General features: G+C 54.8%; 20 protein-coding genes and 1 pseudogene. 6 read left to right on the forward strand and 15 right to left on the reverse strand.

All coding sequences use genetic code 11. The features are described 5' to 3' along the window. Positions 1-2: 2 nt before the first annotated feature. The 8 genes and pseudogenes from bglF to GJ746_RS17025 form a co-directional block, all read right to left on the reverse strand. Positions 3-1,973, reverse strand: a pseudogene (bglF, locus tag GJ746_RS16990) (PTS beta-glucoside transporter subunit IIABC). 53 nt (positions 1,974-2,026) lie between these two features. Next, positions 2,027-2,860, reverse strand: a complete 834-nt coding sequence (gene bglG, locus GJ746_RS16995) for a transcriptional antiterminator BglG (protein WP_154681253.1) — start codon at positions 2,858-2,860, stop codon at positions 2,027-2,029. Between the two features lie 152 nt (positions 2,861-3,012). Then, complete coding sequence (gene dusC / locus GJ746_RS17000) at positions 3,013-3,951, reverse strand: tRNA dihydrouridine(16) synthase DusC (RefSeq protein ID WP_154681254.1); 939 nt, start codon at positions 3,949-3,951, stop codon at positions 3,013-3,015. A gap of 179 nt (positions 3,952-4,130) precedes the next feature. Then, positions 4,131-5,324, reverse strand: coding sequence for a 3-hydroxybenzoate 6-monooxygenase (locus GJ746_RS17005; protein ID WP_154681255.1), 1,194 nt, complete (start codon positions 5,322-5,324; stop codon positions 4,131-4,133). 8 nt (positions 5,325-5,332) lie between these two features. Next, complete coding sequence (gene maiA / locus GJ746_RS17010; protein WP_154682762.1) at positions 5,333-5,977, reverse strand: maleylacetoacetate isomerase; 645 nt, start codon at positions 5,975-5,977, stop codon at positions 5,333-5,335. An 8-nt stretch (positions 5,978-5,985) separates the two neighbouring features. Next, on the reverse strand, positions 5,986-6,684 hold the full coding sequence (locus tag GJ746_RS17015; RefSeq protein ID WP_154681256.1) for a fumarylacetoacetate hydrolase family protein: 699 nt from the start codon (positions 6,682-6,684) through the stop codon (positions 5,986-5,988). 24 nt (positions 6,685-6,708) lie between these two features. Beyond that, positions 6,709-7,746 carry a gentisate 1,2-dioxygenase gene (gene gtdA / locus GJ746_RS17020; protein ID WP_154681257.1) on the reverse strand — a complete coding sequence of 346 codons (1,038 nt, stop codon included), beginning with the start codon at positions 7,744-7,746 and terminating at the stop codon, positions 6,709-6,711. Between the two features lie 11 nt (positions 7,747-7,757). Next, positions 7,758-9,116 (reverse strand): MFS transporter, encoded by a 1,359-nt coding sequence (locus GJ746_RS17025; protein ID WP_154681258.1) that lies wholly within the window; start codon positions 9,114-9,116, stop codon positions 7,758-7,760. A gap of 126 nt (positions 9,117-9,242) precedes the next feature. On the opposite strand from GJ746_RS17025, the gene GJ746_RS17030 reads away from it, so the two are divergent. The 5 genes from GJ746_RS17030 to sanA all read left to right on the forward strand — a co-directional run bounded on the left by GJ746_RS17030 (position 9,243) and on the right by sanA (position 13,227). Further along, complete coding sequence (locus tag GJ746_RS17030; RefSeq protein ID WP_154681259.1) at positions 9,243-10,160, forward strand: LysR substrate-binding domain-containing protein; 918 nt, start codon at positions 9,243-9,245, stop codon at positions 10,158-10,160. A gap of 121 nt (positions 10,161-10,281) precedes the next feature. After that, positions 10,282-10,680: a CidA/LrgA family protein gene (locus tag GJ746_RS17035; RefSeq protein WP_154681260.1), complete on the forward strand. Its 399-nt coding sequence runs from the start codon at positions 10,282-10,284 to the stop codon at positions 10,678-10,680. Further along, positions 10,677-11,372: a CidB/LrgB family autolysis modulator gene (locus tag GJ746_RS17040; RefSeq protein ID WP_154681261.1), complete on the forward strand. Its 696-nt coding sequence runs from the start codon at positions 10,677-10,679 to the stop codon at positions 11,370-11,372. Before GJ746_RS17035 ends, GJ746_RS17040 begins: the two co-directional genes overlap by 4 nt. A gap of 126 nt (positions 11,373-11,498) precedes the next feature. Further along, positions 11,499-12,383 (forward strand): cytidine deaminase, encoded by an 885-nt coding sequence (gene cdd / locus GJ746_RS17045; protein WP_154681262.1) that lies wholly within the window; start codon positions 11,499-11,501, stop codon positions 12,381-12,383. 124 nt (positions 12,384-12,507) lie between these two features. After that, entirely contained in the window at positions 12,508-13,227 is a 720-nt protein-coding gene (gene sanA, locus GJ746_RS17050; RefSeq protein ID WP_154681263.1) for an outer membrane permeability protein SanA, read from the forward strand. Positions 13,228-13,360: 133 nt separating this feature from the next. Here the strand turns inward: sanA and mglC are convergent, their stop codons facing one another. The 6 genes from mglC to folE form a co-directional block, all read right to left on the reverse strand. Beyond that, a complete protein-coding gene (mglC, locus tag GJ746_RS17055) occupies positions 13,361-14,371 on the reverse strand; it encodes a galactose/methyl galactoside ABC transporter permease MglC (protein ID WP_004122861.1) in 1,011 nt (336 codons plus the stop codon). 15 nt (positions 14,372-14,386) lie between these two features. Continuing rightward, a complete protein-coding gene (gene mglA, locus GJ746_RS17060) occupies positions 14,387-15,907 on the reverse strand; it encodes a galactose/methyl galactoside ABC transporter ATP-binding protein MglA (RefSeq protein WP_154681264.1) in 1,521 nt (506 codons plus the stop codon). 117 nt (positions 15,908-16,024) lie between these two features. Then, entirely contained in the window at positions 16,025-17,023 is a 999-nt protein-coding gene (gene mglB, locus GJ746_RS17065; protein ID WP_154681265.1) for a galactose/glucose ABC transporter substrate-binding protein MglB, read from the reverse strand. A gap of 287 nt (positions 17,024-17,310) precedes the next feature. Beyond that, entirely contained in the window at positions 17,311-18,333 is a 1,023-nt protein-coding gene (gene galS, locus GJ746_RS17070; protein ID WP_154681266.1) for an HTH-type transcriptional regulator GalS, read from the reverse strand. A 155-nt stretch (positions 18,334-18,488) separates the two neighbouring features. Next, positions 18,489-19,646: a DUF418 domain-containing protein YeiB gene (gene yeiB / locus GJ746_RS17075; RefSeq protein ID WP_154681267.1), complete on the reverse strand. Its 1,158-nt coding sequence runs from the start codon at positions 19,644-19,646 to the stop codon at positions 18,489-18,491. Between the two features lie 15 nt (positions 19,647-19,661). After that, positions 19,662-20,330: a GTP cyclohydrolase I FolE gene (gene folE, locus GJ746_RS17080; RefSeq protein ID WP_154681268.1), complete on the reverse strand. Its 669-nt coding sequence runs from the start codon at positions 20,328-20,330 to the stop codon at positions 19,662-19,664. 367 nt (positions 20,331-20,697) lie between these two features. On the opposite strand from folE, the gene fghA reads away from it, so the two are divergent. Then, positions 20,698-21,534 carry an S-formylglutathione hydrolase gene (gene fghA / locus GJ746_RS17085; protein ID WP_154681269.1) on the forward strand — a complete coding sequence of 279 codons (837 nt, stop codon included), beginning with the start codon at positions 20,698-20,700 and terminating at the stop codon, positions 21,532-21,534. Between the two features lie 239 nt (positions 21,535-21,773). Here the strand turns inward: fghA and cirA are convergent, their stop codons facing one another. Further along, the gene (cirA, locus tag GJ746_RS17090) at positions 21,774-23,747 is read right to left on the reverse strand and encodes a catecholate siderophore receptor CirA (RefSeq protein WP_154681270.1); all 1,974 of its coding nucleotides are present in this window, start codon (positions 23,745-23,747) and stop codon (positions 21,774-21,776) included. Positions 23,748-24,014: the final 267 nt, after the last annotated feature.

Consider the following 24,014-nt stretch of genomic DNA (forward strand, 5'->3'; position numbering starts at 1 on the left):
GATTAATGACTTACGGACAACAGCGGCTGACCGGCCTCTACCGCGCTGGCGGAGACAATATCCAGAGCACGATAATCGTCGCTGTTGCTGATAATAATAGGCGTCGCCAGGTCGTAGCCGGCGTCCAGAATAGCCTGGCGATCAAACTCCAGCAGCAGGTCGCCCGCTTTGATTTTGTCGCCCTCTTTGACGTAGGCGGTGAACGGCACGCCATCGAGCTTAACGGTGTCGATGCCCACGTGAATGAGCAGCTCAATACCGCTATCGCTCAGCAGACCAATGGCATGTTTAGTCTGAAAAATAGAGGAGACTTCGCCTGAGAATGGCGCGATAACCTTGCCCACGGAGGGAATTATCGCCACGCCCTGGCCAAGCAAGCCGCTGGCGAAAGTGCTGTCAGGAACCTGATCCAGAGCCAGAACGCTGCCGGTCATCGGCGCAAGGATGTCATTTTCCGATGCCGGAGCGACCACTACGGCAGCTTGCTCTGCGGCGCTCTGCGGCATCCCGACGACTAAAGTCAGTACGCAGGCGATGATTAATGAAGCAAACATGCCTGCCGCACCGCCCCACACCGTCGCATCAATACCCGCCGGCGGGATCATCTGCGCCAGGGTAAAAATGTTACCGAAACCAAAAGAATAAACGTGGCTGTCGCTAAAGCCGACAATCGCACCGCCAATCGCGCCGGCGACGCAGCCGAAGATAAAGGGACGGCGTAAAGGCAGGTTCAGACCATAAATAGCGGGTTCCGTCACCCCAAAGATCCCTGCGGATACCGCAGATCCCGCCAGTACTTTTTGCCGCGCATCGCGAGTGCGCAGGAAAATCCCCAGCGCGGCGCCAACCTGGCCCATCACCGCGGGCAGCAGCATCGGCAGCATCGAATCATGACCCAGCATCGCGAGATTGTTGATCATCAGTGGTATCAATCCCCAATGCAGGCCGAAGATAACGCAAACCTGCCACAGCGCCCCCATTGCCGCTCCGGCAAGCCACGGCGCAACCTGATAGATAAGCTGGTAACCATTAGCCAGCTGCTGGCTGAGCCAGGTCGCAACGGGTCCGATAATCAGGAACGTTAGCGGTACGACGACGGCCAGGCAAATCGCCGGGGTAAAGAAGTTCTTCATCGACGATGGCAGGATCGCGTTGCTGCGTCGCTCAATCCAGCAGCTCACCCACGAGGCGAGGATAATCGGGATAACCGACGAGCTGTAGTTGATAAAGGTCACTGGAATACCGAGGAAATACTCGGTGGCGGCGTCAGGAGCCATGCCGGCTTCAAAAGATTGAATCATCAGCGGATGAGTTAACGCGCCGCCGATAACCATCGTAATAAAGGCGTTACCGCCAAATTTCTTCCCGGCGGTATAGCCGAGAAACAGCGGGAAAAAGAAAAACAGCGCATCGCTGGCGGCAAACCATATTTTATAGGTCGCCTGCTGCGTGGTTAGCCAGCCGCAAACTACCGCCAGCGCCAGCACCCCTTTGAGGATCCCCGATGCCGCCAGTACGCCGATAAACGGCGTGAAAATACCGGAAACGATGTCGATAAGCTGGCCGATGATCGAGACTTTTTCACCTTTGACCGCAACCGGTTCACTCTCATCGGTCAGGCCAGCCTCGCTGCACACGGCCTGCCAGACGTCATGGACGTGGTTACCGATAACGACCTGAAACTGGCCGCCGCTTTCCACCACCATAATGACGCCGGGGTTGGCTTTCAGACCTTCGGCATCAGCTTTCTTGCCGTCTTTGAGTTTAAAACGCAGCCGGGTTGCGCAGTGAACCAGACTCACAATATTCTCTTTGCCGCCTACCCGGCTGAGAATATCCTGCGCGAGTGCTTTATATTCCATGCTGTTTTCCTTACTTCCGCTGCCCGCAGGCATCGTTAACTGAGTATTAAAAATAAAAAAACCCGAGAACAACGCCGGGTTGGCGTTGCGCTCAGGTTTTGCCTGCATCATGCAGTAACAATCCAGTTTTTATGAAGTTGCTAAAAGCCAGGCCCAATAAGCGTTTAGCGCCCCTCTTTTCTCACCCGTTCAATATGAATGGCAAGAAACATAATTTCTTCCGTCGTCAGCGGCCGCTGGTAACTCTTTTGCAGGTGCCGGGCAACGGTTTCTGCACATTTCCACGCTTTGGGATAGTTATCCTTTACCGCGCTGTGCAGCGTCACATCATCATCTTCAACAACCGTGCGCGTCAGCATACGCTGGGCGAAAAACTTAAGATGAGTGACAAAGCGCTGATAGCTCAACGACTCTTCGTCGTAATTAAGCGTCAGCTGATACTTCACCAGCTGCAGAATTTCCTGCATCACCCGGGTAACGTGCATCACTTCCGGCATTTCGCTGTTGAGCTGCGCCGTCACCAGATGGAGGGCAATAAAACCCGCTTCATCTTCAGCCAGTTCAACCCCGAGCCGTTTAGCGATAATAGCCCGCGCTTCCTGTCCTAATTCAAATTCCTTCGGATACAGCCGCTTGATTTCCCACAGCAGCACATTACGAATCGCGACCCCCTTCTTTTGCCGTTCAATAGCAAAGTGGCAGTGATCGGTCAGGGTAATGTACAAACTGTCCTGTAACTTTCCGAGACGACCGCGGGCCAGCTCGATAATCCGATCGCAGGTGGTCATCACTTCTAATGGTATCTGACTGAGTAATTCACCTAAACGGCCAACCAGCTCATCGCTCTGCAGGGCGAAGACCTTTTCAATTTTACTTTCATCAAGAGAGTCACCAACGCGCTTTTGAAAGGCAAGTCCTCGGCCCATGACCACCTGTTCGCGCTGCTGCTCATCTAAAACCACCACTACATTATTATTAAGGACTTTGGCGATTTGCATATGAACCCCAAAAACAAAAAAACCTGACCCCGACGGATGCCAGGAAATCAGGTTTTGCCTGCCGGAGCAGTAACAATCGATAGCGAGTATTCCACTGTCTGCCGGATGAACTCAATGGGACAAACAGAAAAATGTGATGCAGGTCAGATAGTTTAGCTGCGCCAGTCGTTAATCGTGCGCGCAATGCTCGCCGAGTCCTGCAAAGTGCGTACCGCGCTGAAGAGGTCTGAGGCTTCAAGGTATTCTTTACGCAAGTAGCTCAGCCACTGCTTTATACGCGCGACGTGATAAAGGCCGGTATCGCCCTGCTTTTCCAGACGGGTATATTTTTGCAGCAGTTCGACAACCTGTGGCCAGGGCATACGCGGTTCGTTATATTTTATCACCCGGCTTAAGTTAGGCACGTTCAGCGCGCCGCGGCCAATCATCACCGAGTCGCAGCCGGTCGCCGCCATGCAGGCCTGGGCGCTTTGCCAATCCCAGATTTCACCGTTGGCCACCACCGGAATGGTCAGGCGCCGACGGATTTCCCCTATCGCCTGCCAGTCGATACGTTCAGCTTTGTAGCCGTCCTCTTTCGTCCGGCCGTGAACCACCAGTTCGCTGGCCCCCGCCTGCTGGACCGCGTCGGCAATTTCAAACCGCCGCTCGCCGCTGTCCCAACCAAGACGTACTTTTACCGTCACCGGCAGATGATCCGGTACCGCCTCGCGCATCGCTTTCGCGCCGCGATAGATAAGCTCCGGATCTTTGAGCAGCGTTGCCCCGCCGCCGCTGCCGTTCACCAGCTTTGACGGGCAGCCGCAGTTAAGATCGACTCCCCAGGAGCCCAGCTCAACCGCGCGGGCGGCATTTTCCGCCAGCCACTGCGGATACTGCCCCAGCAGCTGCACGCGCACGCGGGTACCGGACGGCGTCAGGCTATGGTTATGCAGTTCCGGGCACAGTCTGTAGAACGATTTTACCGGCAGAAGCTGATCCACCACGCGCAAAAATTCGGTGATGCAGAGATCGTAATCATTCACTTCGGTGAGCAGCTCGCGCACCAGCGAATCGAGCACGCCTTCCATCGGCGCCAGTAGTACACGCATATTGTTTATCATTGCCCGAAAAAAAGAGGCGCTATGGTAGCGCCTCTGGATACGGGTTGAAAGGGGTCAATATCGGTTTCCCCGGCGGCGCTTCTGCTTCCCGGTTTACGCTACGCTTAGCCGGGCTACAAGGTCAGCTCTGTCTGCGGGCCAGTAGCCCCCGGGAAATGCACAACCGCTTAACGTGGTTCCAGGCAGTTATCCTCTTTCCAGCCGTACAGCCACTCCATGGCGCGATAAAATTCACTCTGGCTTTTGCCCTTCCACAACAGGTTACGCACCTGACGCTCAACCCCGGCTGCGTGATAAACCCGGCCCATTTCACGCGTTGACCAGACGATACGCGCGGTTCGCGGAATACGTACCGATTCATACAGCGCAAAGGCGCGAGCCGCATCGCCGTCGCACTGCGCCAGCGCTTTACCCAGCGTCACCGCATCTTCCAGCGCCATACAGGCTCCCTGAGCCATATACTGCGCCACCGGATGGGCAGCGTCGCCGACCAGCGTGATGCGATCGTTGCCCCATTTTTCTACCGGCTCGCGATCGGCGGTAGACCAGCGACGCCAGGAGGTAGGTTTATCCAGCATCTGCCGTGGACGCGGGTGGATGCCTTTAAAGTAGGAGAGCACCTCTTCTTTACTACCGTCGCGCACGCCCCACTCTTCTTTCTCCCGGCTATGGAAGGTCACCACCAGGTTGTACTGCTTACCGCCGCGCAGCGGATAATGCACCAGGTGGCAGTGCGGCCCGGCCCACAGCACCGGCGCATTAATGCGTAAATCTTCCGGCATATCGGCGGCATCGACTACCGCGCGATAGACCACATGACCGGTTACCCGCGGCGAATCGCCCAGCAGGCTCTGGCGCACCACAGACTTACCGCCGTCGCAGCCGATCAGAATATCCGCCGTCCAGCTGTTGCCTTTATCATCAAAAACCGTCACGTCATCGGCAGTCTGGCGGATATCCACCACCTGCGTCGAAGTGCGATACTCCACGGCCGGGTGGGTCAGCGCCGCTTCCCAGACGGTGCCATGAATGTCCACTCGGTGGATAACGGCATAGGGGCCGCCAAAATGGTCGCGGAAGGCCTGGCCGGTTTCAATACTGACCACCTCTTCGCCATTCACCGCATCCATCATGGTGATATGATCGGTAAAGACCGCGCGCTGGCGGGCGACTTCGCCGACGCCGAGGCTGTCCAGCGCCGAGAACGCGTTAGGGCCAAGCTGGATCCCGGCGCCAATTTCGCCGATTTCGTGCGCCTTTTCCAACAGCATTACTTTAATGCCCTGGCGCGCCAGAGAAAGCGCCGTTGCTGCCCCGCCAATACCACCGCCGACAATTATTGCTCGCATCACTTTTGCCATGTTGCCTCCTAAGCCGGTATCTTATCTTGTTGGTTTTCCGGCGCAGCGGCGATAAACGCCGGGAGCCGGGTGCAGGCGTCATAGACCGCCTGACAGCGTGGATAGTGGCTGAGATCGCAGCCCATCCTTAAAGCGTTGGCCCACTGCGGTACCAGACAGCAGTCCGCCAGGGTCGGCGCGTCGCCTACGCAAAAGTCGCCGGATTTAGCGTGTCGCAGTAGCTGCTCAACGGCGCTAAAACCCTGCTGGATCCAGTGCGCATACCAGCGCTTTTTATCCTCTTCGCTTACCTTCAGCTCGTCGCCAAGGAAGCGTAAAACGCGCATGTTATTTATTGGATGAATATCGCAGGCGATGGCGTAAACGATCTCCAGTACCCGCATCCGCGCGCTGTCTTCGTGGGGAAGCAGCAGCGGCTGTGGATAATGCCGGTCCAGCCAGTCGGCAATCGCCAACGACTGACCGAGAGATTCACCGTCATCGGTAATCAACGTCGGGACCAGGCCAACCGGATTCAGCCTCCGGTATTCCAGCTCGTTCTGTTGACCGATGCGGATATTGACGCCCACGCTCTGGTAGTCGATGCCCTTCAGCGCCAGCGCAATCCGCACGCGGTAGGACGCTGAGCTATTGAAAAAACTGTACAGCTTCATCATTCACCTCACACCACGCGTACGGCGATTGGCGTCAGTCCATCTACGTTGCCGGTGATGACATCGCCTTTTACCACCGCGCCGACGCCTTCTGGAGTACCGGTAAAAATCAGGTCACCGGGCTGCAGCTCAAAGAAGCCGGAAAGATAGCTGATAGTTTCGTTAACCGACCAGATCAGATGGCGGATATCGCTGCGCTGATGATCTTCTCCATTCACCTGCAGCCAGATTCCAGCCTGGTTCACGTCCGCGGTATCCGCTTTGTGCAGCGGCGCAATCGGCGCAGAGAGGTCAAAAGCTTTACCGATTTCCCACGGACGGCCCATCTGGCGCATCTCCATCTGGCGATCGCGGCGGGTCATATCCAGACCGGTGGCATAGCCCCAGATATATTCATGGGCCTGCTCCAGAGGAATATCGCTTCCCCGTTTACCAATCGCTACCACCAGCTCAATTTCATAGTGATAGTTATCGGTTTGCGTCGGATACGGTAGATCCAGCGTCTCTCCCGCGGAGACGGGTACCACCGCATCGGCAGGCTTGCAGAAGAAGAACGGCGGTTCACGATCCGGGTCAAAGCCCATTTCACGAGCGTGGGCGGCGTAGTTGCGACCGACGCAGTAAACGCGACGCACCGGGAACTGCTCATCGCTGCCAACAACCGGAACGCTAATCGGGGCCTGGGGCGCAAAAACATACTGAGTCATGATTCAATTCCTTATTCTTAACTTTTAATAACGCGCTTCGCGGAACAGACCGAGTGCTTCCTGCACCGGACGGTCCGAAAAGCTGAATAACACGGTATCTTCGGCAGAGTTAAAAGAGACGGCGTGCCAGGTCGGCACGACGAAGATATCTTTTGCCTGGAAGGAGAAGGTTTGTTCGCCGATAGTCACCTGGCCGCTACCTTCAACCACGTGATAGATAGTGCTGTCGGTGGTTTTCGCCGCGCGTGAGGTAAACCCTTTCGGCAACAGCTGCAGGAAGGCGCCCATCGACGGCATCGGATAGCCGCCGGTAACCGGGTTGACATAGCGCATTTTGTAGCCATCCCACTCGTCGGCATCGCCCAGACGCGTCAACTCGTGTAACGCTTCGCGGCTACGGTCATAGCGATAGTTAAAGATGGGCGAAGAGTTACCGACCTGATGACGCAGCGGCAGCATATTGGCGGCGTAGCGCGGCAGATAATCCCCCTCTTTGCGGGTTACCGGCTGCTGATCTTCCGGATAATCTTCAGCGAAGCCGCAGCCCAGATAGTTCACCAGCGGCAGATCGAGGCCATCCACCCAGACAACCGGCTCATTGCCCTGGTTGCCGTGGTCGTGCCAGCGCCACTGCGGCGTCAGAATAAAGTCACCGGCCCGCATTTGCGTGCGTTCGCCGTCAACGGCGGTAAACGCCCCTTCACCTTCAACCACAAAGCGCAGCGCAGACTGGTTATGGCGGTGGCTTGGCGCCACTTCGCCTGGCATGATCAGCTGTAATCCGGCATACAGCGAGGAAGTAATCGATGACTGTCCGCGCAGCGCTGGGTTCTCCAGCACCAGCACGCGGCGTATAGCCTCTTTCGCGCCAATCAGCTCACCGCTTTTCAGCAGCAGCGGACGAATCTCCTGATAATTCCAGTAGGCCGGAGCGCAGGTAGGGTTCGGCGTTTTCGGTACCAGATGGTGCAGCGATTCCCAAAGCGGCGTCAGGTTCTGCCCGGAAATATGCTGATAGTAATTCTGACGATCTTTGTTGATTTCCTTGGAAGATTGGGACATGAGCGTTCTCCTTATTTATTCACGATGCCCGCAGAAGGCAAAGCGGCAGGTACAGATGTTGGGTTGCGGACGGCAAGCGTCAGCAGGACAAGCATCACGGCGCTAACGACGGCCGGTACTGCGATAACAAAAAACAGGGTGTCAAAAGAGAAATTCATCGCCATCATCACGCCGCCGGAGAGCGAGCCGACGATGGCTCCGCAGCGGCCGACCGCATTTGACCAGCTCACACCGGTCGCACGGCTTTGCGTGGGATACAGGGTGGCGGTTAAGGCATTAAGCCCAACCTGCGAACCGCTGATGCCAATCCCGGTGCCGAAAATCGCCAGCGCCATCAGCCACAGACCGTTCTCACTCAGGCCAATCATGACGATACAGACCGAACCCAGGGCGTAGCTCAGCGCCAGCACCCGGAAAGGGTTGAAACGGTCCATCAATACGCCGAGCAGCAGCGCGCCAAAGGTACCGCCAATCTGGAAGGCTGCGGTCACCCACGAAGCATGCTGTAAATCAATCCCACGGTGGTTAAGCAGCGTCGGCATCCAGCTGGAGAGGAGATAGATAATCAGCAGGCTCATAAAGAACACGACCCATAACATCAAGGTGATGGGCAGCTGACGCCCGACAAACAGCTGACGGATGCTGCCTTTCCCGGTTGCGGCTGGCTCATCAAGCCAGAAATGGGTATCGGTATAGGTTTCGCCGGTTATCGCGCCAACGTTTTTGGCAATCACCTCTTGCGGGAGCTGACGACGGATCTGCCAGCGCGGAGATTCGGGAAGCAGCGGTATCAGCGCCACCGCCAGCATCAGCGGTAACACGCCGCCCAGCACCAGAATACCGGGCCAGCCAATCAGCGGCACCAGCTGTGCGCTGACCACGCCGCCTAACGCCGAGCCGAGGGTGAATCCACAGAACATCAGGGTCACCAGAGCTCCGCGCCGCCGGGCAGGCAGATATTCCGAAGTCATCGTAATGGTGTTAGGCATCGCGCCTCCGAGGCCGAGGCCGGTCAGAAAGCGCAGGAACACCAACATTTGCAGATCGGGCGCAAACGCCGAAAGCAGGCTGAACAGGCCAAACAGGGCGACGCAGAACTCAATCACCCGTTTACGGCCAAAGCGGTCGGAGAGCGGCCCGCAGAGCAGCGCCCCGGCGGTTAAGCCCAGCAATCCTGCGCCAAATAGCGGTGCGAGGTCACCGGCGGTTAACTGCCAGTGGTTACGAATATCCGGGGCGATAAAACCGATTGCCGCTGTATCGAAACCATCGAGCATGACCACCAGGAAACAGCAGATAATCACGCGCCATTGACGGGCACCAACTGGTGCGGCATTGAGTAGCTTTTGTAGTTCAAGTCGTTGAGTCATAGTTATGCCTCAGAGCAGGTAGGGGTAGATGTTGTATTTATTTCTTTTATGTTGCGATTTTGTAACTCTGGCAATGAAATGTACAATGGTATTTCGGGCGCTGACATAACCTGGAGGTTATACCTAATGGCAGACTGGACGCAGAAACTGAAGCTGCATCATTTACAAATGCTGGTCGCGCTGGGGGAGCAAGGCAATCTCACGCAGGTTGCTAAAATGATGAATATCACTCAGCCCGCGCTTTCCAAATGGCTAAGCCAGTTCGAAGACGAAGTCGGCATGATTTTGTTCGAACGCCACAGCAAAGGCCTGCGCCCCACTGAAGGTGGCAAACTGCTGCTTCAGCACGCCCAGCGGCTAATCAACGATATGTCGCGTTCGCAGTATGAAATTGAGCGCTTCAAACAGGGTGGACAGGTGGGAAGCCTGATGATCGGCTGTTCGCCGGTAGCGACCGACTGCGTCTCGCAGGCGATCCTCGATCTGCTCAATGAGATGCCCACCCTGCACCTTAATATCGAAGAGAAAGTGATGACGCCGCTGCTCAACGACCTCCTTGCCGGAGTGGTTGATGTCGTTGTTGGCCGAGTCGGCGGCCGGGCGCTGGAGCTGCCGCTGAGCTATCGGGTTCTTTACACCGAACCGGTGTGCTTTGTCGCCCGCACCGATCACCCGCTGGCGCAAAGATCGCAATTAAGCTGGGCCGATCTCGCCCCCTGGCGCTGGATTGTCTGGCCCACCGGCACGCCGATTCGTTTGAGCATCGACAACGCGCTGGTCGATAACGGCGTGATGCTGCCGGAGAACACCATCGAGTCGGCATCGATGAACGTAACCAGTAACCTGCTGCAGAGCAGCGATATGGTTTCGATTCTCTCATTGCGCCTGGCGCAGCGCTACGCGGCCCAGCGCCAGCTGGCGATACTTAATTTGCCGCGTATAGAACAAAAAGGTAGCGTTGGGGTGTTCTGGCGAAAAAGCGAAGTGCCGTCGCTGGCGCTGAGCCGGTTTCTCCACTGCCTGTCCCTGCAATCGTCGGTCTGATTGCCGGACGATTTGCCGTTCCCGGTCTCTATCGCAGGTATGCGCAGAATTCATGATGTGATCGGTAGCACATTTTTGGCTTTAATTGTATGATGAATGTGGTTCATCAAGGGTTATTACCATGAATAAATCACTGATTATTGTCTGGCAGTATCTGCGCGCTTTCGTGCTGATCTACGCCTGCTTATATGCGGGCATTTTTATCTCTTCGCTTCTGCCCATTGCTATTCCCGGCAGCATTATCGGCATGCTGATTTTGTTCTTTCTGCTGGCGCTGCAGATCATGCCTCCACAGTGGGTTAACCCCGGATGCAGCATCCTGATTCGCTATATGGCGCTGCTGTTTGTCCCTATCGGCGTGGGCGTCATGCAGTATTGGGATTTACTGCGCGCGCAGTTTGGCCCGGTAGTGGTGTCCTGCGCGATAAGCACGCTGGTAGTCTTTTTAGTGGTCAGCTGGAGCTCACATCTGGTTCACGGTGAGCGCAAAGTGGTTGGGCAAAAAGGAAGTGAAAAATGATCCATGAAATCTGGTGGTCGCTGCCGTTAACCCTTGCCGTCTTTTTCCTTGCCCGCCGGCTTGCGGCACGGTTTAAATTTCCCCTGCTCAACCCGCTGCTGGTGGCGATGGTGGTGCTCATTCCTTTTCTGCTGATGACCGGTATCTCCTACGAGCGCTATTTCCTCGGCAGTAAAATTCTCAACGATCTGCTGCAGCCTGCGGTAGTGGCGTTAGCGTTTCCTTTGTATGAGCAGCTGCACCAGATCCGCGCCCGCTGGAAATCAATTATCACCATCTGCTTTATTGGCAGCGTGGTAGCCATGGTGACCGGCACTACCGTAGCCTTACTGATGGGAGCGACCCCGCAGATCGCCGCCTCCATATTGCCAAAATCGGTCACTACGCCGATAGCGATGGCGGTAAGCAGCAGTATTGGCGGTATTCCGGCAATCAGCGCGGTCTGCGTTATTTTCGTCGGTATTCTCGGGGCGGTCTTCGGCCATACTTTGCTGAATCTGATGCGTATACATACTAAAGCCTCGCGCGGACTATCGATGGGTACCGCATCGCACGCTCTGGGAACCGCCCGCTGCGCTGAGCTCGACTATCAGGAAGGCGCCTTCAGCTCGCTGGCGTTAGTTCTTTGCGGGATTATTACCTCGCTGGTCGCGCCGTTTTTATTTCCGCTGATTCTGGCAATGGTTGGATAAAGTGATTTAAATCACATTTTTTAATGCAACAATAATAAGTTGCATCAACAGTGAGATATTTATCACATATAAGGGTTATCTCTACCCGTACACTAGATTTCCATTACATTGTTATGAGGCAACGCCATGCACCCACGTTTTGAAGCTGTTCTCCCCCAACTGGCGGCTGACCTGCAAACAGCCATCGCTCCGATGCTGGCCGACCCGCACTTCCCGGCCCTGCTCAATGCAGATCGGGTCGCGGTGCTGCAAAGCGTGACGGGGCTGGATGAAGACGCACTGGCTTTTGCTTTGCTGCCGCTGGCAGCGGCCTGCGCGCGGGCCGATCTTTCCCACTTCAACGTCGGCGCGATTGCTCGCGGCATCAGCGGTACCTGGTACTTCGGCGGCAATATGGAATTCCTCGGCGCGACCATGCAGCAAACCGTGCATGCCGAACAAAGCGCCATCAGCCACGCCTGGCTGCGCGGTGAAAAATCCCTGCGAGCGATTACGGTTAACTACACCCCCTGCGGCCACTGCCGTCAGTTTATGAACGAACTCAACAGCGGGCTGGCGCTGCGCATCCACCTCCCCGGTCGCGAGGCGCATTCCCTGCAGCACTATCTGCCGGACGCTTTCGGCCCGAAAGATCTGGAAATTAAAACGCTGCTGATGGACGAGCAGGATCACGGTTTTCCGCTCAGCGGCGACGCCCTGTCTCAGGCGGCGATTCAGGCTGCTAACCGTTGCCATATGCCTTACAGCAACTCACCGTCAGGCGTTGCGCTGGAGCTGAAAGACGGTACCATTTTCACCGGTAGCTATGCTGAAAACGCCGCCTTTAATCCAACGCTACCACCGCTGCAGGGCGCGCTGAATCTGCTAAGCCTCAACGGCTACGATTATCCGGATATTCAGCGCGCTATTCTTGCCGAGAAGGCCGATGCGACGCTTATTCAGTGGGACGCCACCGCGGCGACGCTCAAGGCGCTGGGCTGCCATAATATCGACCGCGTACTGCTAGGTTAGTCACATTTTGCGGGCCAAACGGCCCGCGCTGTTGAAAATCCCCGCAATTAAACGACGGTTTCTTGCGCTTGCCCGACGGGTAAAGTAGCCTGAAGCCTTCCTCACCCACTGTTGAGCCTGGTTAATGTTAAAGCGTTTGTTATACAGCCTGTTAGTCCTGTTCGGCTTACTGCTGTTAACCGTGCTGGGCCTCGACCGCTGGATGAGCTGGAAAACCTCTCCTTATATCTACGACGAGCTGCAGGACCTGCCCTACCGTCAGGTCGGCGTAGTGCTTGGTACCGCGAAGTACTATCGGACCGGCGTTATCAATCAATATTATCGTTATCGGATTCAGGGCGCGCTGAACGCCTATAACAGCGGCAAGGTGAACTACCTGCTGCTCAGCGGCGACAATGCTCAGCAAAGCTATAACGAACCGATGACCATGCGTCGTGATTTAATTAAGGCTGGCGTCGATCCGGCGGATATCGTGCTGGACTATGCGGGTTTCCGTACGCTTGATTCGATTGTACGGACCCGTAAGGTATTTGATACTAACGACTTTATTATTATTACCCAGCGCTTCCACTGCGAGCGGGCGCTGTTTATCGCCCTGCATATGGGCATTCAGGCGCAGTGTTACGCGGTACCGTCACCGAAGGATATGTGGAGCGTACGCCTGCGCGAGTTCGGCGCTCGCTTCGGCGCGCTGGCGGATCTCTATATTTTTAAACGTGAACCGCGCTTTTTAGGCCCGCTGATCCCTATCCCTGCGCAGCAGGAAGTCCCGGACGGCGCGCAGTCCTATCCGGCGGTCACGCCGCAGCAGCTGCTGGAGCTGCAGAATAAATCAGGAAATTAAGAAAACGGCATTGGGTACAATCTGATAGCGATAATTCGCTGGCGGAGCGGTGTATGACGTTTATCTTTTGAGGTCAGACAGATAAACCAAAGCCCGGCGCACATCGCGTGGCGCCGGGCTTTTTTTCACAAAACTACTTCTTACGCGCGTACTTCAGCGAATCCAGCGCCACGGCGAAGATGATAATCGCCCCTTTGATAATGTACTGCCAGTACGGGTTTACGCCGATATAGGTCAGACCGTAGTTGATGACGGTAAAGATAATCACCCCGGTCACCACGCCGAACACGGTGCCGACGCCGCCGCTGAACGATACCCCGCCAACCACGCACGCGGCAATTGCATCCAGCTCATACATAAACCCGAGGTTGTTGGTCGCTGAACCGATACGCCCCGCTTCCAGCAGCCCACCGAAGGCGTAGAACACGCCGGAGAGCGCATAAATCATCAGCAGGTTCAGGGCGACGTTGACGCCGGAGACCTTCGCCGCTTCCGGGTTACCGCCGATCGCAAAAATGTTTTTACCAAAGCGGGTCTTGTTCCACAGGATCCACACGAAGAAAACGGCAATCAGCGCATAAAAAGTGATATACGACAGGCGGAATGAGCCCAGCGCTACAAACCCCTGCGCAAACTGCGAGAAGTGGCTATCGAAGCCGGAAATCGGCGACGCGCCAACAAAGTCGTAATACAGCGAGTTGATACCATAAACGATAATCATCGTGCCGAGGGTAGTGATAAACGGCGTCACGTTCAGGTAGGCGATGATAATACCGTTGATAAGACCAATCACCGCGCCGATCGCACAAACCAGCAGAATAACCAGCGGAATCGGCATCGTGGCCATTTCCGGGAACACCTTGTTGGCGTTGTCCACCGCCTGCAGCATCGTCGCGGCGATAACCGCCGCCAGGCCCACCTGACGTCCGGCGGAAAGGTCGGTCCCCTGAGTGACAATAAGCCCGGCCACGCCGAGAGCGATAATAATACGCACCGAAGACTGGGTCAGAATGTTACTTAAGTTCAACAAACTTAAGAAAGTCGGATCCTGGAAAATAATAATTGCCAGTAATACTAAAAGAACCACGTAAATCCCACCCTCTTTCAAATAGGTGAGAAAACTCTTTTTATTTAGCGCACTCATGAGGAGCCCCTGATCTTAAAGGTGCAACGACGCAAGACGGAGAATTTCGTTTTGCGTGGTGGTTTTAGTCTCAACAATTCCGGCAACCAGACCATTGCTCATTACCAGAATACGGTCAGTAATACCCAGCAGCTCCGGCATTTCGGAGGAAATAATAATGATCCCTTTGTCTTTTTTTGCCAGTTCGGCGATCAGCTGGTAAATTTCGAACTTCGCCCCAACGTCAATTCCGCGCGTGGGTTCATCGAGCATCAGTATTTCCGGCTGGGTTAATAGCCAGCGCCCGATAATCACTTTTTGTTGGTTACCGCCGGACAACGAACCAATTTGCGTATGCTGCCCTGGAGTTTTCACGCGCATCGAATCAATGACCCATTGGGTATCGCTTTTCATGCGCGAATTATCCAGCAAGCCGACCTTATTTTTGTATTTCTTAATGTTCGAGATCAGTGAGTTAAAACCGATATCCAGATACGCATAGATCCCCGTTGAACGGCGCTCTTCGGTCACCAGCGCAAAGCCATGGTTGATGGCTTCATTGGCATTGTGGTTATTAATCTTTTTACCATGCAGCTTGATAGTGCCGGCGGACTTCTCGCGAATACCGAATAGCGTCTCAACGATATCGGTACGTTTCGCGCCTACCAGCCCGGCAATACCCAAAATTTCGCCTTTGTGCAGGTCGAAAGAAACATCACGGATTGACGGCTGACGCAGCGAGGTTAAGTTACGTACTTCCAGAATCACCTCACCCGGTTGATTTTCCCGGCTCGGGAAGCGCTGGTTGAGGGAGCGGCCCACCATCATGGCGATAATCTTATCCATATCCAGCCCTTCCAGCGGCTGGGTGGCGATCCACTGGCCGTCGCGCAGAATGGTAATTTCATCGCACAGCTGGAAAATCTCTTCCATTTTGTGGGAAATATAAACAATACCGCAGCCGCGTTCTTTAAGCTTACGGATAATTTTAAACAGATGATTTACCTCTTTTTCGGTCAACGAAGAAGTCGGCTCATCCATAATCACAATTTTGGCGTTATAGGAAAACGCCTTTGCAATTTCAATCATCTGCATTTGCGATACCGACAGCGTGCCGACGCGAGCGCGCGGGTCGATATCAATATCCAGCTCATCGAAAATAGCTTTGGTATCACGATACATTTTGTCCTGATCGACAAACACGCCTTTGGTGGGATAACGCCCCAGCCACATGTTGTCCATCACCGAACGTTGTAATACCAGGTTTAATTCCTGATGAACCATTGAAATACCGTTTTCCAGAGCTTCTTTAGCCGAATGGAAATCGATCTCTTGTCCCTGAAAAAGAATACTGCCGGAATCTTTTTGATAGATCCCAAAAAGGCATTTTAATAATGTTGATTTGCCCGCGCCGTTCTCCCCCATTAATGCATGAATAGAGTGGGGACGAACCTTGAGGTTCACATTATCGAGAGCCTTGACGCCAGGAAATGATTTGTTGATATTGCTCATTTCCAACAAATATTCGCCTGACCGTTCGCTATTATTGCTGACCATAGTTATACCTGGCTGCGTGCGTGCATATCCCAGTCGACGAATTAACGACGAACGGGACGGGTTCTGTATCAGGAATAATCGGGCGTACAGCGCGTACGCCCGCAGCTTGTTAAGCTATTACTTACCGATAAATTCGCTAAGATTGTCTTTATCAACGCCAACGTACGGTACGCGGACAATCTTATTGTCAATTTTCCAGTTAGTGCCGGCAGCCGGTTCTTTACCATCGGCGAGATTTTTCGCCAGATCGAATGTCGCCTTGGCCTGGTTGTTGGCATCGTTCAACACGGTTCCGGCCATCGCGCCTGATTTAACCAACGCTAAGGCTTCAGGCAGCGCATCGACGCCAAATACAGGAATACTGCTCTTATTGTGGGCCTTCAGCGCTTCCACCGCGCCCATCGCCATTGCATCGTTGTTAGCGATAACAACTTCAATTTTGTTAGCATTCGGACCCGACAGCCAGGCATCCATTTTATCTTTCGCCTGAGCGGTATCCCACATAGCGGTATCTAACGCCAGCTGCTGGGTTTTGAAACCTTTATCGTTCAGCTCTTTAATCACGTAAGTGGTACGTGCTTCGGCATCCGGATGGCCCGGCTCGCCTTTCAGCAGTACAAACTGAATCTGGCCGTCTTTGTTCAGGTCCCAGTTCGGGTTCGCTTTCCAGTGTTTAGCAATCAGGTCGCCCTGAATAACCCCGGACTCTTTCGAATCGGTGCCCACGTAAAAGGCTTTATCGTAGCTATCCAGCGCTTTGCGAGAAGGTTCTTTGTTAAAAAATACCACCGGCACGTTCTGACCACGCGCTTTATCAATTACCGTCCCCGCCGCTGCCGGGTCAACGAGGTTGATCGCCAGCGCCTTCACGCCTTTTGCCAGCAGAACGTCAATCTGATCGTTCTGTTTGGACTGGTCGTTCTGCGAGTCATTCATCAGCAGCTGAACATCCGGCGCTGATTTGCCATCTTTTTCAATTGCCTTACGCACCACCGACATAAAGTTGTCGTCATATTTATAAATTGTCACGCCGATACGCGTATCCGCCGCATGAGCCGCGGCGCCAAATAACATACCAGCCATTACAGCAGACAGGGTTAACACCTTCTTATTCATGGAATCTCCGGTTTTATTATGCAGGGTCTTTGGTGTGAAAACCGCTGACGCTCGTTACATTAATGTTACTGCACAGCGATATTCACGACTGTAATTCTGTCTTCCGTTGAGGGTAACGCTCCTGAAAAACGTTTTTTTATCGTTTAACCGCCGATTACTGCTGTAAAAGTGATTAATCACCGTGACATAGTATGTTCAGACGCGTAAACGCAGCAATCATAGTCAGCTTAATGTTAACAAACTGTGAAATCACTCACATATTGAAAGCGGTTACATCAGACAGATAATTAGTTAGTGATCGGCCCCACAATTTGCCTTTGCGCCACCGAATGTCGACGCACCAGCGTCGGCATAAAGCAGTGGCTGGCCTCACGATCCAGTCTTCCGGCAGCCCCTTGTAGCGCCAGCTCTGTCGCCAGTTTCGCCATCGACATAATCGGGTAGCGCACCGTCGTCAATTGCGGATCGGTGTAACGGGAAATAGGGATATCATCGAAACCGATCAGCGAGAGATGCTGCGGCACGGCAATGCCGTTATCTTTGAGGGTTGTTAACGCCCCGGCCGCCATGCTGTCGTTATAGGCGAAGACCGCGGTCAGACCGAGATTACGTCCCAGGAGTTCTACCATCGCCGCCTCGCCGCCCTGCATATCCGGCGATCCGGAGCCGACCCAACTGTCGGGAGCGTTGATGCCTTGTTCATGTAACGCTCTGCTCCACCCTTCCCGCCGTAGATCATCATCTTCGATGCCATGATTGGAAGAGAGATAGCCGATACGCTGGTGACCATGATTAAGCAGCATGCGGGTCGCCATCAGCGCGCCGCTAACGTTATCCAGCCCTACGCAGCGGTGGGCATATCCCGGCACAATGCGGTTGATAAGTACCATTCCCGGCATATGCTCCATAAAGTCCCCCAGCTCGGCGTCGCTCAGGGCCTTGGAGTGGACGATCAGCGCCGAACAGCGCTGGCGAATCAGCACTTCAATGGCATTGCGCTCTTTTTCCGCTTCATGATAGCTATTACCGATCAGCACATATTTCTGATGCTGCTGGGCGACGGTATCAACCGCTTTAACCAACGCGCCAAAAAAGGCGTCCGACACGTCCATCACCACCACGCCGATGGTATCGCTGACCTGCGTCGCCAGCGCCTGAGCATTAGCATTAGGCCGATAGCCCAGCAGCGTTACCGCCTTCATTACCGCTTCACGCGTATCCGGACTCACCAGCGCGCTGTTATTCAGCACGCGCGAAACCGTCGCGACGGAAACCCCCGCCTGGCGGGCAACATCACGAATGGTGATCATACTCACCGACCTTAAGAGAATTACAGTACGTCACACCCACCTCCTGTGTTCAGCAAGGAGGCTATTCTGGCAGCGACGCGCCGCACGCTACGTGAGTCATGTCACAGGGATGGAAACGGTTACATCCATTTTGTTAACGATTGTGATCCAGATCGTTATCTGGATGTATCTTTTAATGATGTCCCTGACGCACGCAGGGTTAGTTGCCGCCAGATCCACTCAACGGGCCCCTGACGGAAATGACGTAGCCAAAGCCACGAGAAGAGGAGATTGACTATCCAGACGGGCGGTACAAAGGCTAGCAGCTGTAAGCGGTCATACTTCATAAACAGCCCCAATCGGTAAAACAGAGTGGTGCAAATCAGCGTCTGCAATAAATAGTTGGTCAGCGCCATGCGCCCCACGCAGGCAATAGCTCCCACCAGGCGAAACCTGGCCAGCTGCGGCCAGAACCCCCAGGCCAGGGCCGCGTAGCCGATGGTCTGCAGCGGCGCGCTCAGCTCGCGCGGCGCCTGCAACAAAAAGGCGCACCAGCGCGGGTCCCAGCCAACATGCCATTGAGCAGCTATAGAGGGTAAATTGACCGCCATGCCTGCCGCGATTAGCAGCGCCCCGGTACGCCGGTAATGACGAAGACTGAACTGTCCTTTGAGCCAGCCGCAGCGCATCAGCGCCGCGCCCATCAGCATCATCCCGGCCAGCTGCCAGCCGTACTGCGCGCCGAGCGCCAGCAGGTTATCCGAGAGCAGATCCGCACGATTGCTCACCGCCTCCAGGCCGCCCTTCAGTTTCCAGTACTGCTCGTACTGCAAATTTGCCGCGTCCGGCACCCATGAACGATTGGGCGTATTACCGGAAATCAATCCCAGCAATAGCAGTACCGCCACGCCAATGGCGTAAAGTACCGCGCCGGTGTTAAACAGCGATTTGACATTGTGCGCGTCGCGCACCATTCGCCAACCCACCAGCCCTACCAGCGCGTAGGCCAGCAAAATATCGCCGTCCCAGAAAAACAGCCCGTGAATAAAGCCAAGCAGCGCCAGCAGCGTCAGGCGTGACTGGATCCAGCGCTTACCGCGCGGCAGCAGAAGCTGAAGTCCGGCGCCAAATAACAGGGCGAACAGGGTCAGAAATTTGACCTGCGCCAGCAGATCGAGAAGCGCCCAGGTCCAGGCGTCGCTTGCGGAGATACTCCCGGACCACGCCGGATTGAGGTAGGCGGCCTTCGGTAAACCGAAGGCGCTGATATTCAGTAGCAGGATACCGAGGATGGCGACGCCGCGAACAAAGTCCAGCGTGACATTTCTCTCCATGTACCCCGCTCCGTTTTAGTTGTGATGACGTACGGCGCGCAGGAACTCCTGGCGAGTATTCTGGCTGGATTTGAACAGGCCACCCAGCGATGTGGTGGTGGTGGCGCTGGTTGCATCGCGAATGCCGCGCGCTTTTACGCAGTAGTGCACCGCATCAATGGAGACCGCGACGTTGTTGGTCCCCAGCAGCGTTTGCAGAGCGGTGAGGATCTGCTGAGTCAGTCGCTCCTGCACCTGCGGGCGCTGGGAGAAGAACTGCACGATACGATTGATTTTCGACAGGCCAATCACCGAATCTTTCGGGATATAGGCGACCGTCGCTTTCCCATCAATTGTGACGAAATGGTGTTCGCAGGTGCTGGTCAGGGTGATATCACGCACGGTTACCATTTCATCGACCTGCATCTTGTTTTCGATGACGGTGATTTTCGGGAATCTGGCGTAGTCCAGGCCGGAGAAGATCTCATCAACGAACATTTTAGCGATGCGATGCGGAGTCTCCATCAGGCTGTCATCACTTAGATCAAGGTTTAACAGCTGCATAATCTCGGTCATGTGTCCGGCGATCAGACGCTTGCGAGTTTCATTATCAATTTCTTGTACTGGCGGACGCAGCGGCGTCTCCAGCCCACGAGCGACCAGCGCTTCATGAACGAGTATGGCTTCTTTACTCAGTGATGACATTTTTGTTCTCCTGCAGGTGTGGCGCTCTTTGCTCTTCTGAGGGCAAAGTTTGTATTCATTGTGCGTGAGGTGACGCACAGAATCCAGTAGCCGTATCGATAATTGTTGAAATTGGCGTCACCTCTCGTTCCACGCCGTCAGACCAGCGCGCTACGATACGTCACGCAACGCCTTGCTCACCTTGCCAAAACCAACTCAATTGCCGTCTCATGGCGCGATTTCTGACGCGATGAAAACGTCAGCATGTTGGTTAAAAGTTGCATTAATGATGCAATATGTTCCAAAAAGGAGAAAGTGAAAGTTGCTCACGGGCGCATGAAATATCTGTATTATGGAAAATTACCCGTAAATACTTAAGGAGCCCTGCATGGAACTGCTCGAAGAGCACCGCTGTTTTGAAGGTCGGCAGCAACGCTGGCGGCACGACTCCGGGACGCTGAACTGCACAATGACGTTCAGTATCTTTTTACCGCCCTCCACCACAGATTCACCGCCGCCGGTTCTTTACTGGCTGTCAGGCCTGACCTGCAACGATGAAAACTTTACGACTAAGGCGGGCGCACAGCGGGTTGCCGCCGAGCTGGGCATTGCGCTGGTGATGCCGGATACCAGTCCGCGCGGCGATAGCGTAGCCGACGACAGCGCTTACGATCTGGGCAAGGGCGCCGGCTTCTACCTCAACGCCACTCAGGCGCCGTGGTCCACGCATTTCCGCATGTACGATTATCTTCGCGACGAGCTGCCGCAGCTTATCGCCCGCGAGTTTAAGGTCAGCGATCGCTGCGCCATCAGCGGGCATTCCATGGGCGGCCACGGCGCGTTAGTCATGGCGCTGAAAAATCCGGGGCGCTTTGTCAGCGTTTCGGCGTTCGCGCCTATCGTCAATCCGACCCAGGTTCCTTGGGGTAAAAAAGCGTTTACCGCTTATCTGGGAACGGATGAAACGACCTGGCAGGCCTGGGACAGCTGCGCGTTAATGCAGGCCAGCAGTGAATCAGACGCGATCCCAACCCTGATTGACCAGGGCGATAGTGATTCATTCCTCGCCGAACAGCTGCAGCCGGCGGTGCTGGCGGAAACCGCACGCCAGAAAAGCTGGCCTTTAACCCTGCGTATTCAGGCTGGTTACGATCACAGCTACTACTTTATCGCCTCATTTATTGAGGACCACCTGCGTTTTCATGCCCGGCACCTCTTCTCCTGATCTTGTCAATGCGTCGTGAAGCACCTTCCCGGCGCATTGATACACAAAATGCTTCCCCGCCCAATAATCATAAAAACTAATATATACAGAGAGATAGTGTATTTCTTGCCGTCGAGGGGTATGATTTTTGGCGGCGCTTGAGGCTTTCGCCTCAGGGCAGGATTGAGTTTTATCGTTGTGCTGAGGCAGAAAGAAGAGGGCTGGCAGGGTAACCTGCCAGCCCTCTTTTATCGCCCAAATCAGAAGCGGTAATCGACGGCCATAAAGTAACGACGCCCCTCTTCGGTGTAGCTATAGTCGTCGCGGCTCAGATCTTTATCGCCGACGTTAAGCACCCCGGAACGCAGCTTAACGTTTTTAGTGACATTCCACGCCGCGCCGATATCAAACATGGTGTAACCGCCCGGCGTTTTGCCCGTAGAGCTGACCGCCCGCTGCTCGCCGGTATAGTTGGCGGTCACGTAGAAGGACCAGTCGTCCAGCGGTTTCCAGTCCAGAGTACCGTTAGCGGTATGGAACGGCAGCGTTTGCAGCGGTTTATCGCCTCCGTTACTCAGATCGCGGCCATCGTTATAGGTGTAGTTCACCGTCAGCTTCCATTCGTCGCCAAACGGCACTTTCAATTCCGTTTCCACGCCTTTGATACGTGCCTTATTAACGTTGAAGTAGCGGAAGACCGGTACGCGTTTACCGTTCACCGTTTTCCAGCCGACAAAGTTCGGATAGCCCGGCGCTTCGCTGGCGCTGGAGGTGCGCAGAATATCAATCATATCGTCAACGTTGTTCTGGAAGGTGGTGATGCTTCCTTCCACATCCTCAAGCCAGCCTTCCTCACCGCGGTAGTAAAGCCCCAGCTCGAAGCTTTCGCTGGTTTCCGGTTTCAGATCCGGGTTACCGATGATACTGCACGAGCCGCGGCAGGAGTTGGTGGTCCAGTCCGGGTTCAGCTGCAGCAGGGACGGTGCTTTGAATGCCGTCGCCCAGCCGCCCTTCACGGTGACGGTATCGGTGGCGTTGTAGACCAGATAGGCACGCGGGCTCCAGTGATCGCCATAGGTCTGGTGATCGTCCATACGAATACCGGTGGTCAGGGCCAGCGGCTCGATTATCCGCCACTCATCTTCAAGGAACAGCGCGTACTGGCTGGCGGAGGTGGATTTACCGCCGCTGCTCAGGTTGACCGGGTCTTTCAGCTTGTCGTGACGCCATTCGCCGCCAAAAGTCAGCAGCTGGTTAATCATCCCCAGCGGCAGCACGTATTTACCGTCTACGGAGTTACTCTCGGAAGTTATCGTGCCGGCCTGCCCCGGATTTTTGTTATCCACTTTCTCACCGTAGAACTTCAGCTCGCTGTTGCCGATATCCCAGCGGCCGTTGTGGCTCAGGGAGTAGTTCTGGCGCTCAAGGCGGTTACGATCGAGAGAGTCGGAATCACGATCCTGGCGGTCAAAACCGTAGCCTGCGGTAATGTCCTGATTATCGGTGGGAGTCCAGGCGAATTCGACGTTACCGTCGCGGCTAGTGAAACCTTCAATACGCGGCGTTTCGCCTTCCGCGTTGCTGGAAGCCTGCTGATCGTCTTTAGCACGCTTTGCCAGGCTGCCGTAGGCTTTCATCCCCAGTACACCGTCAATCAGCGGGCCGCTGGTAAAGAACTGACCATTCCAGGTATCACCGCGATCGCGATGTTCCTGAATAGTCGTGTCCGCGCTGAGGGTTCCGGTCCACTGCTGACCAACTTTTTTGGTAATGATATTCACCACCCCGCCGAGGGCGTCGGAACCATAGAGTGAGGACATTGGCCCGCGCACAACTTCGATACGCTCAATGGCATCAACCGGGATCCAGTTGAGGTCAAAGTCGTTATGGCGGAAAACGGCGTTGCGCGAGTTAACGCGTTTGCCGTCAACGAGGATCAGCGTATAGCCGCTGCTGAGGCCGCGAATGCTCACCCCCTTGCGGTTATCCCCTTCGTTGGTGAGCTGCACGCCCGGCACTTCCCGCAGTACATCTTTCAGGTTCTGTACCGGTCTACGCTGTAAATCCTGTTGGGTAATAACGCTAATACTGGCGGGAGCATCTTTTACGCTCTGTTCAGTTGCCGCAGCGGTGACGACCAGCGTTTCTTCGTTAACGGCGGCCAGCGCCGGAAACGCTAAGGATACGACGGACGCGCATAATCCGGCCCGGACAAAAGGGTTTAGCCTGAACATTCCATATCTCCATGAGGTGTACAACAAAACAAACAAAAAGGTGCTGCTCACAGGTACTGTCGGCCTATCGCTCTACGGCGATATGCGCGCAATTCTCTACAGTAGATGTGGCTGGTCGCCCCTTGTCAGTCCGATTGTCTGCAAGATATGGGGATTGGCTTCATCCTGAACTTGACATAAATGATAAAGATAATGATTACAATTATCAATACAATTATGGAAAACTGTATCAATTTGTAAGAACCGCGGGAATAAAAAAACCCTCTC

The sequence above is a fragment of the Klebsiella oxytoca genome (assembly GCF_009707385.1).
Lineage (GTDB): Bacteria > Pseudomonadota > Gammaproteobacteria > Enterobacterales > Enterobacteriaceae > Klebsiella > Klebsiella oxytoca_C.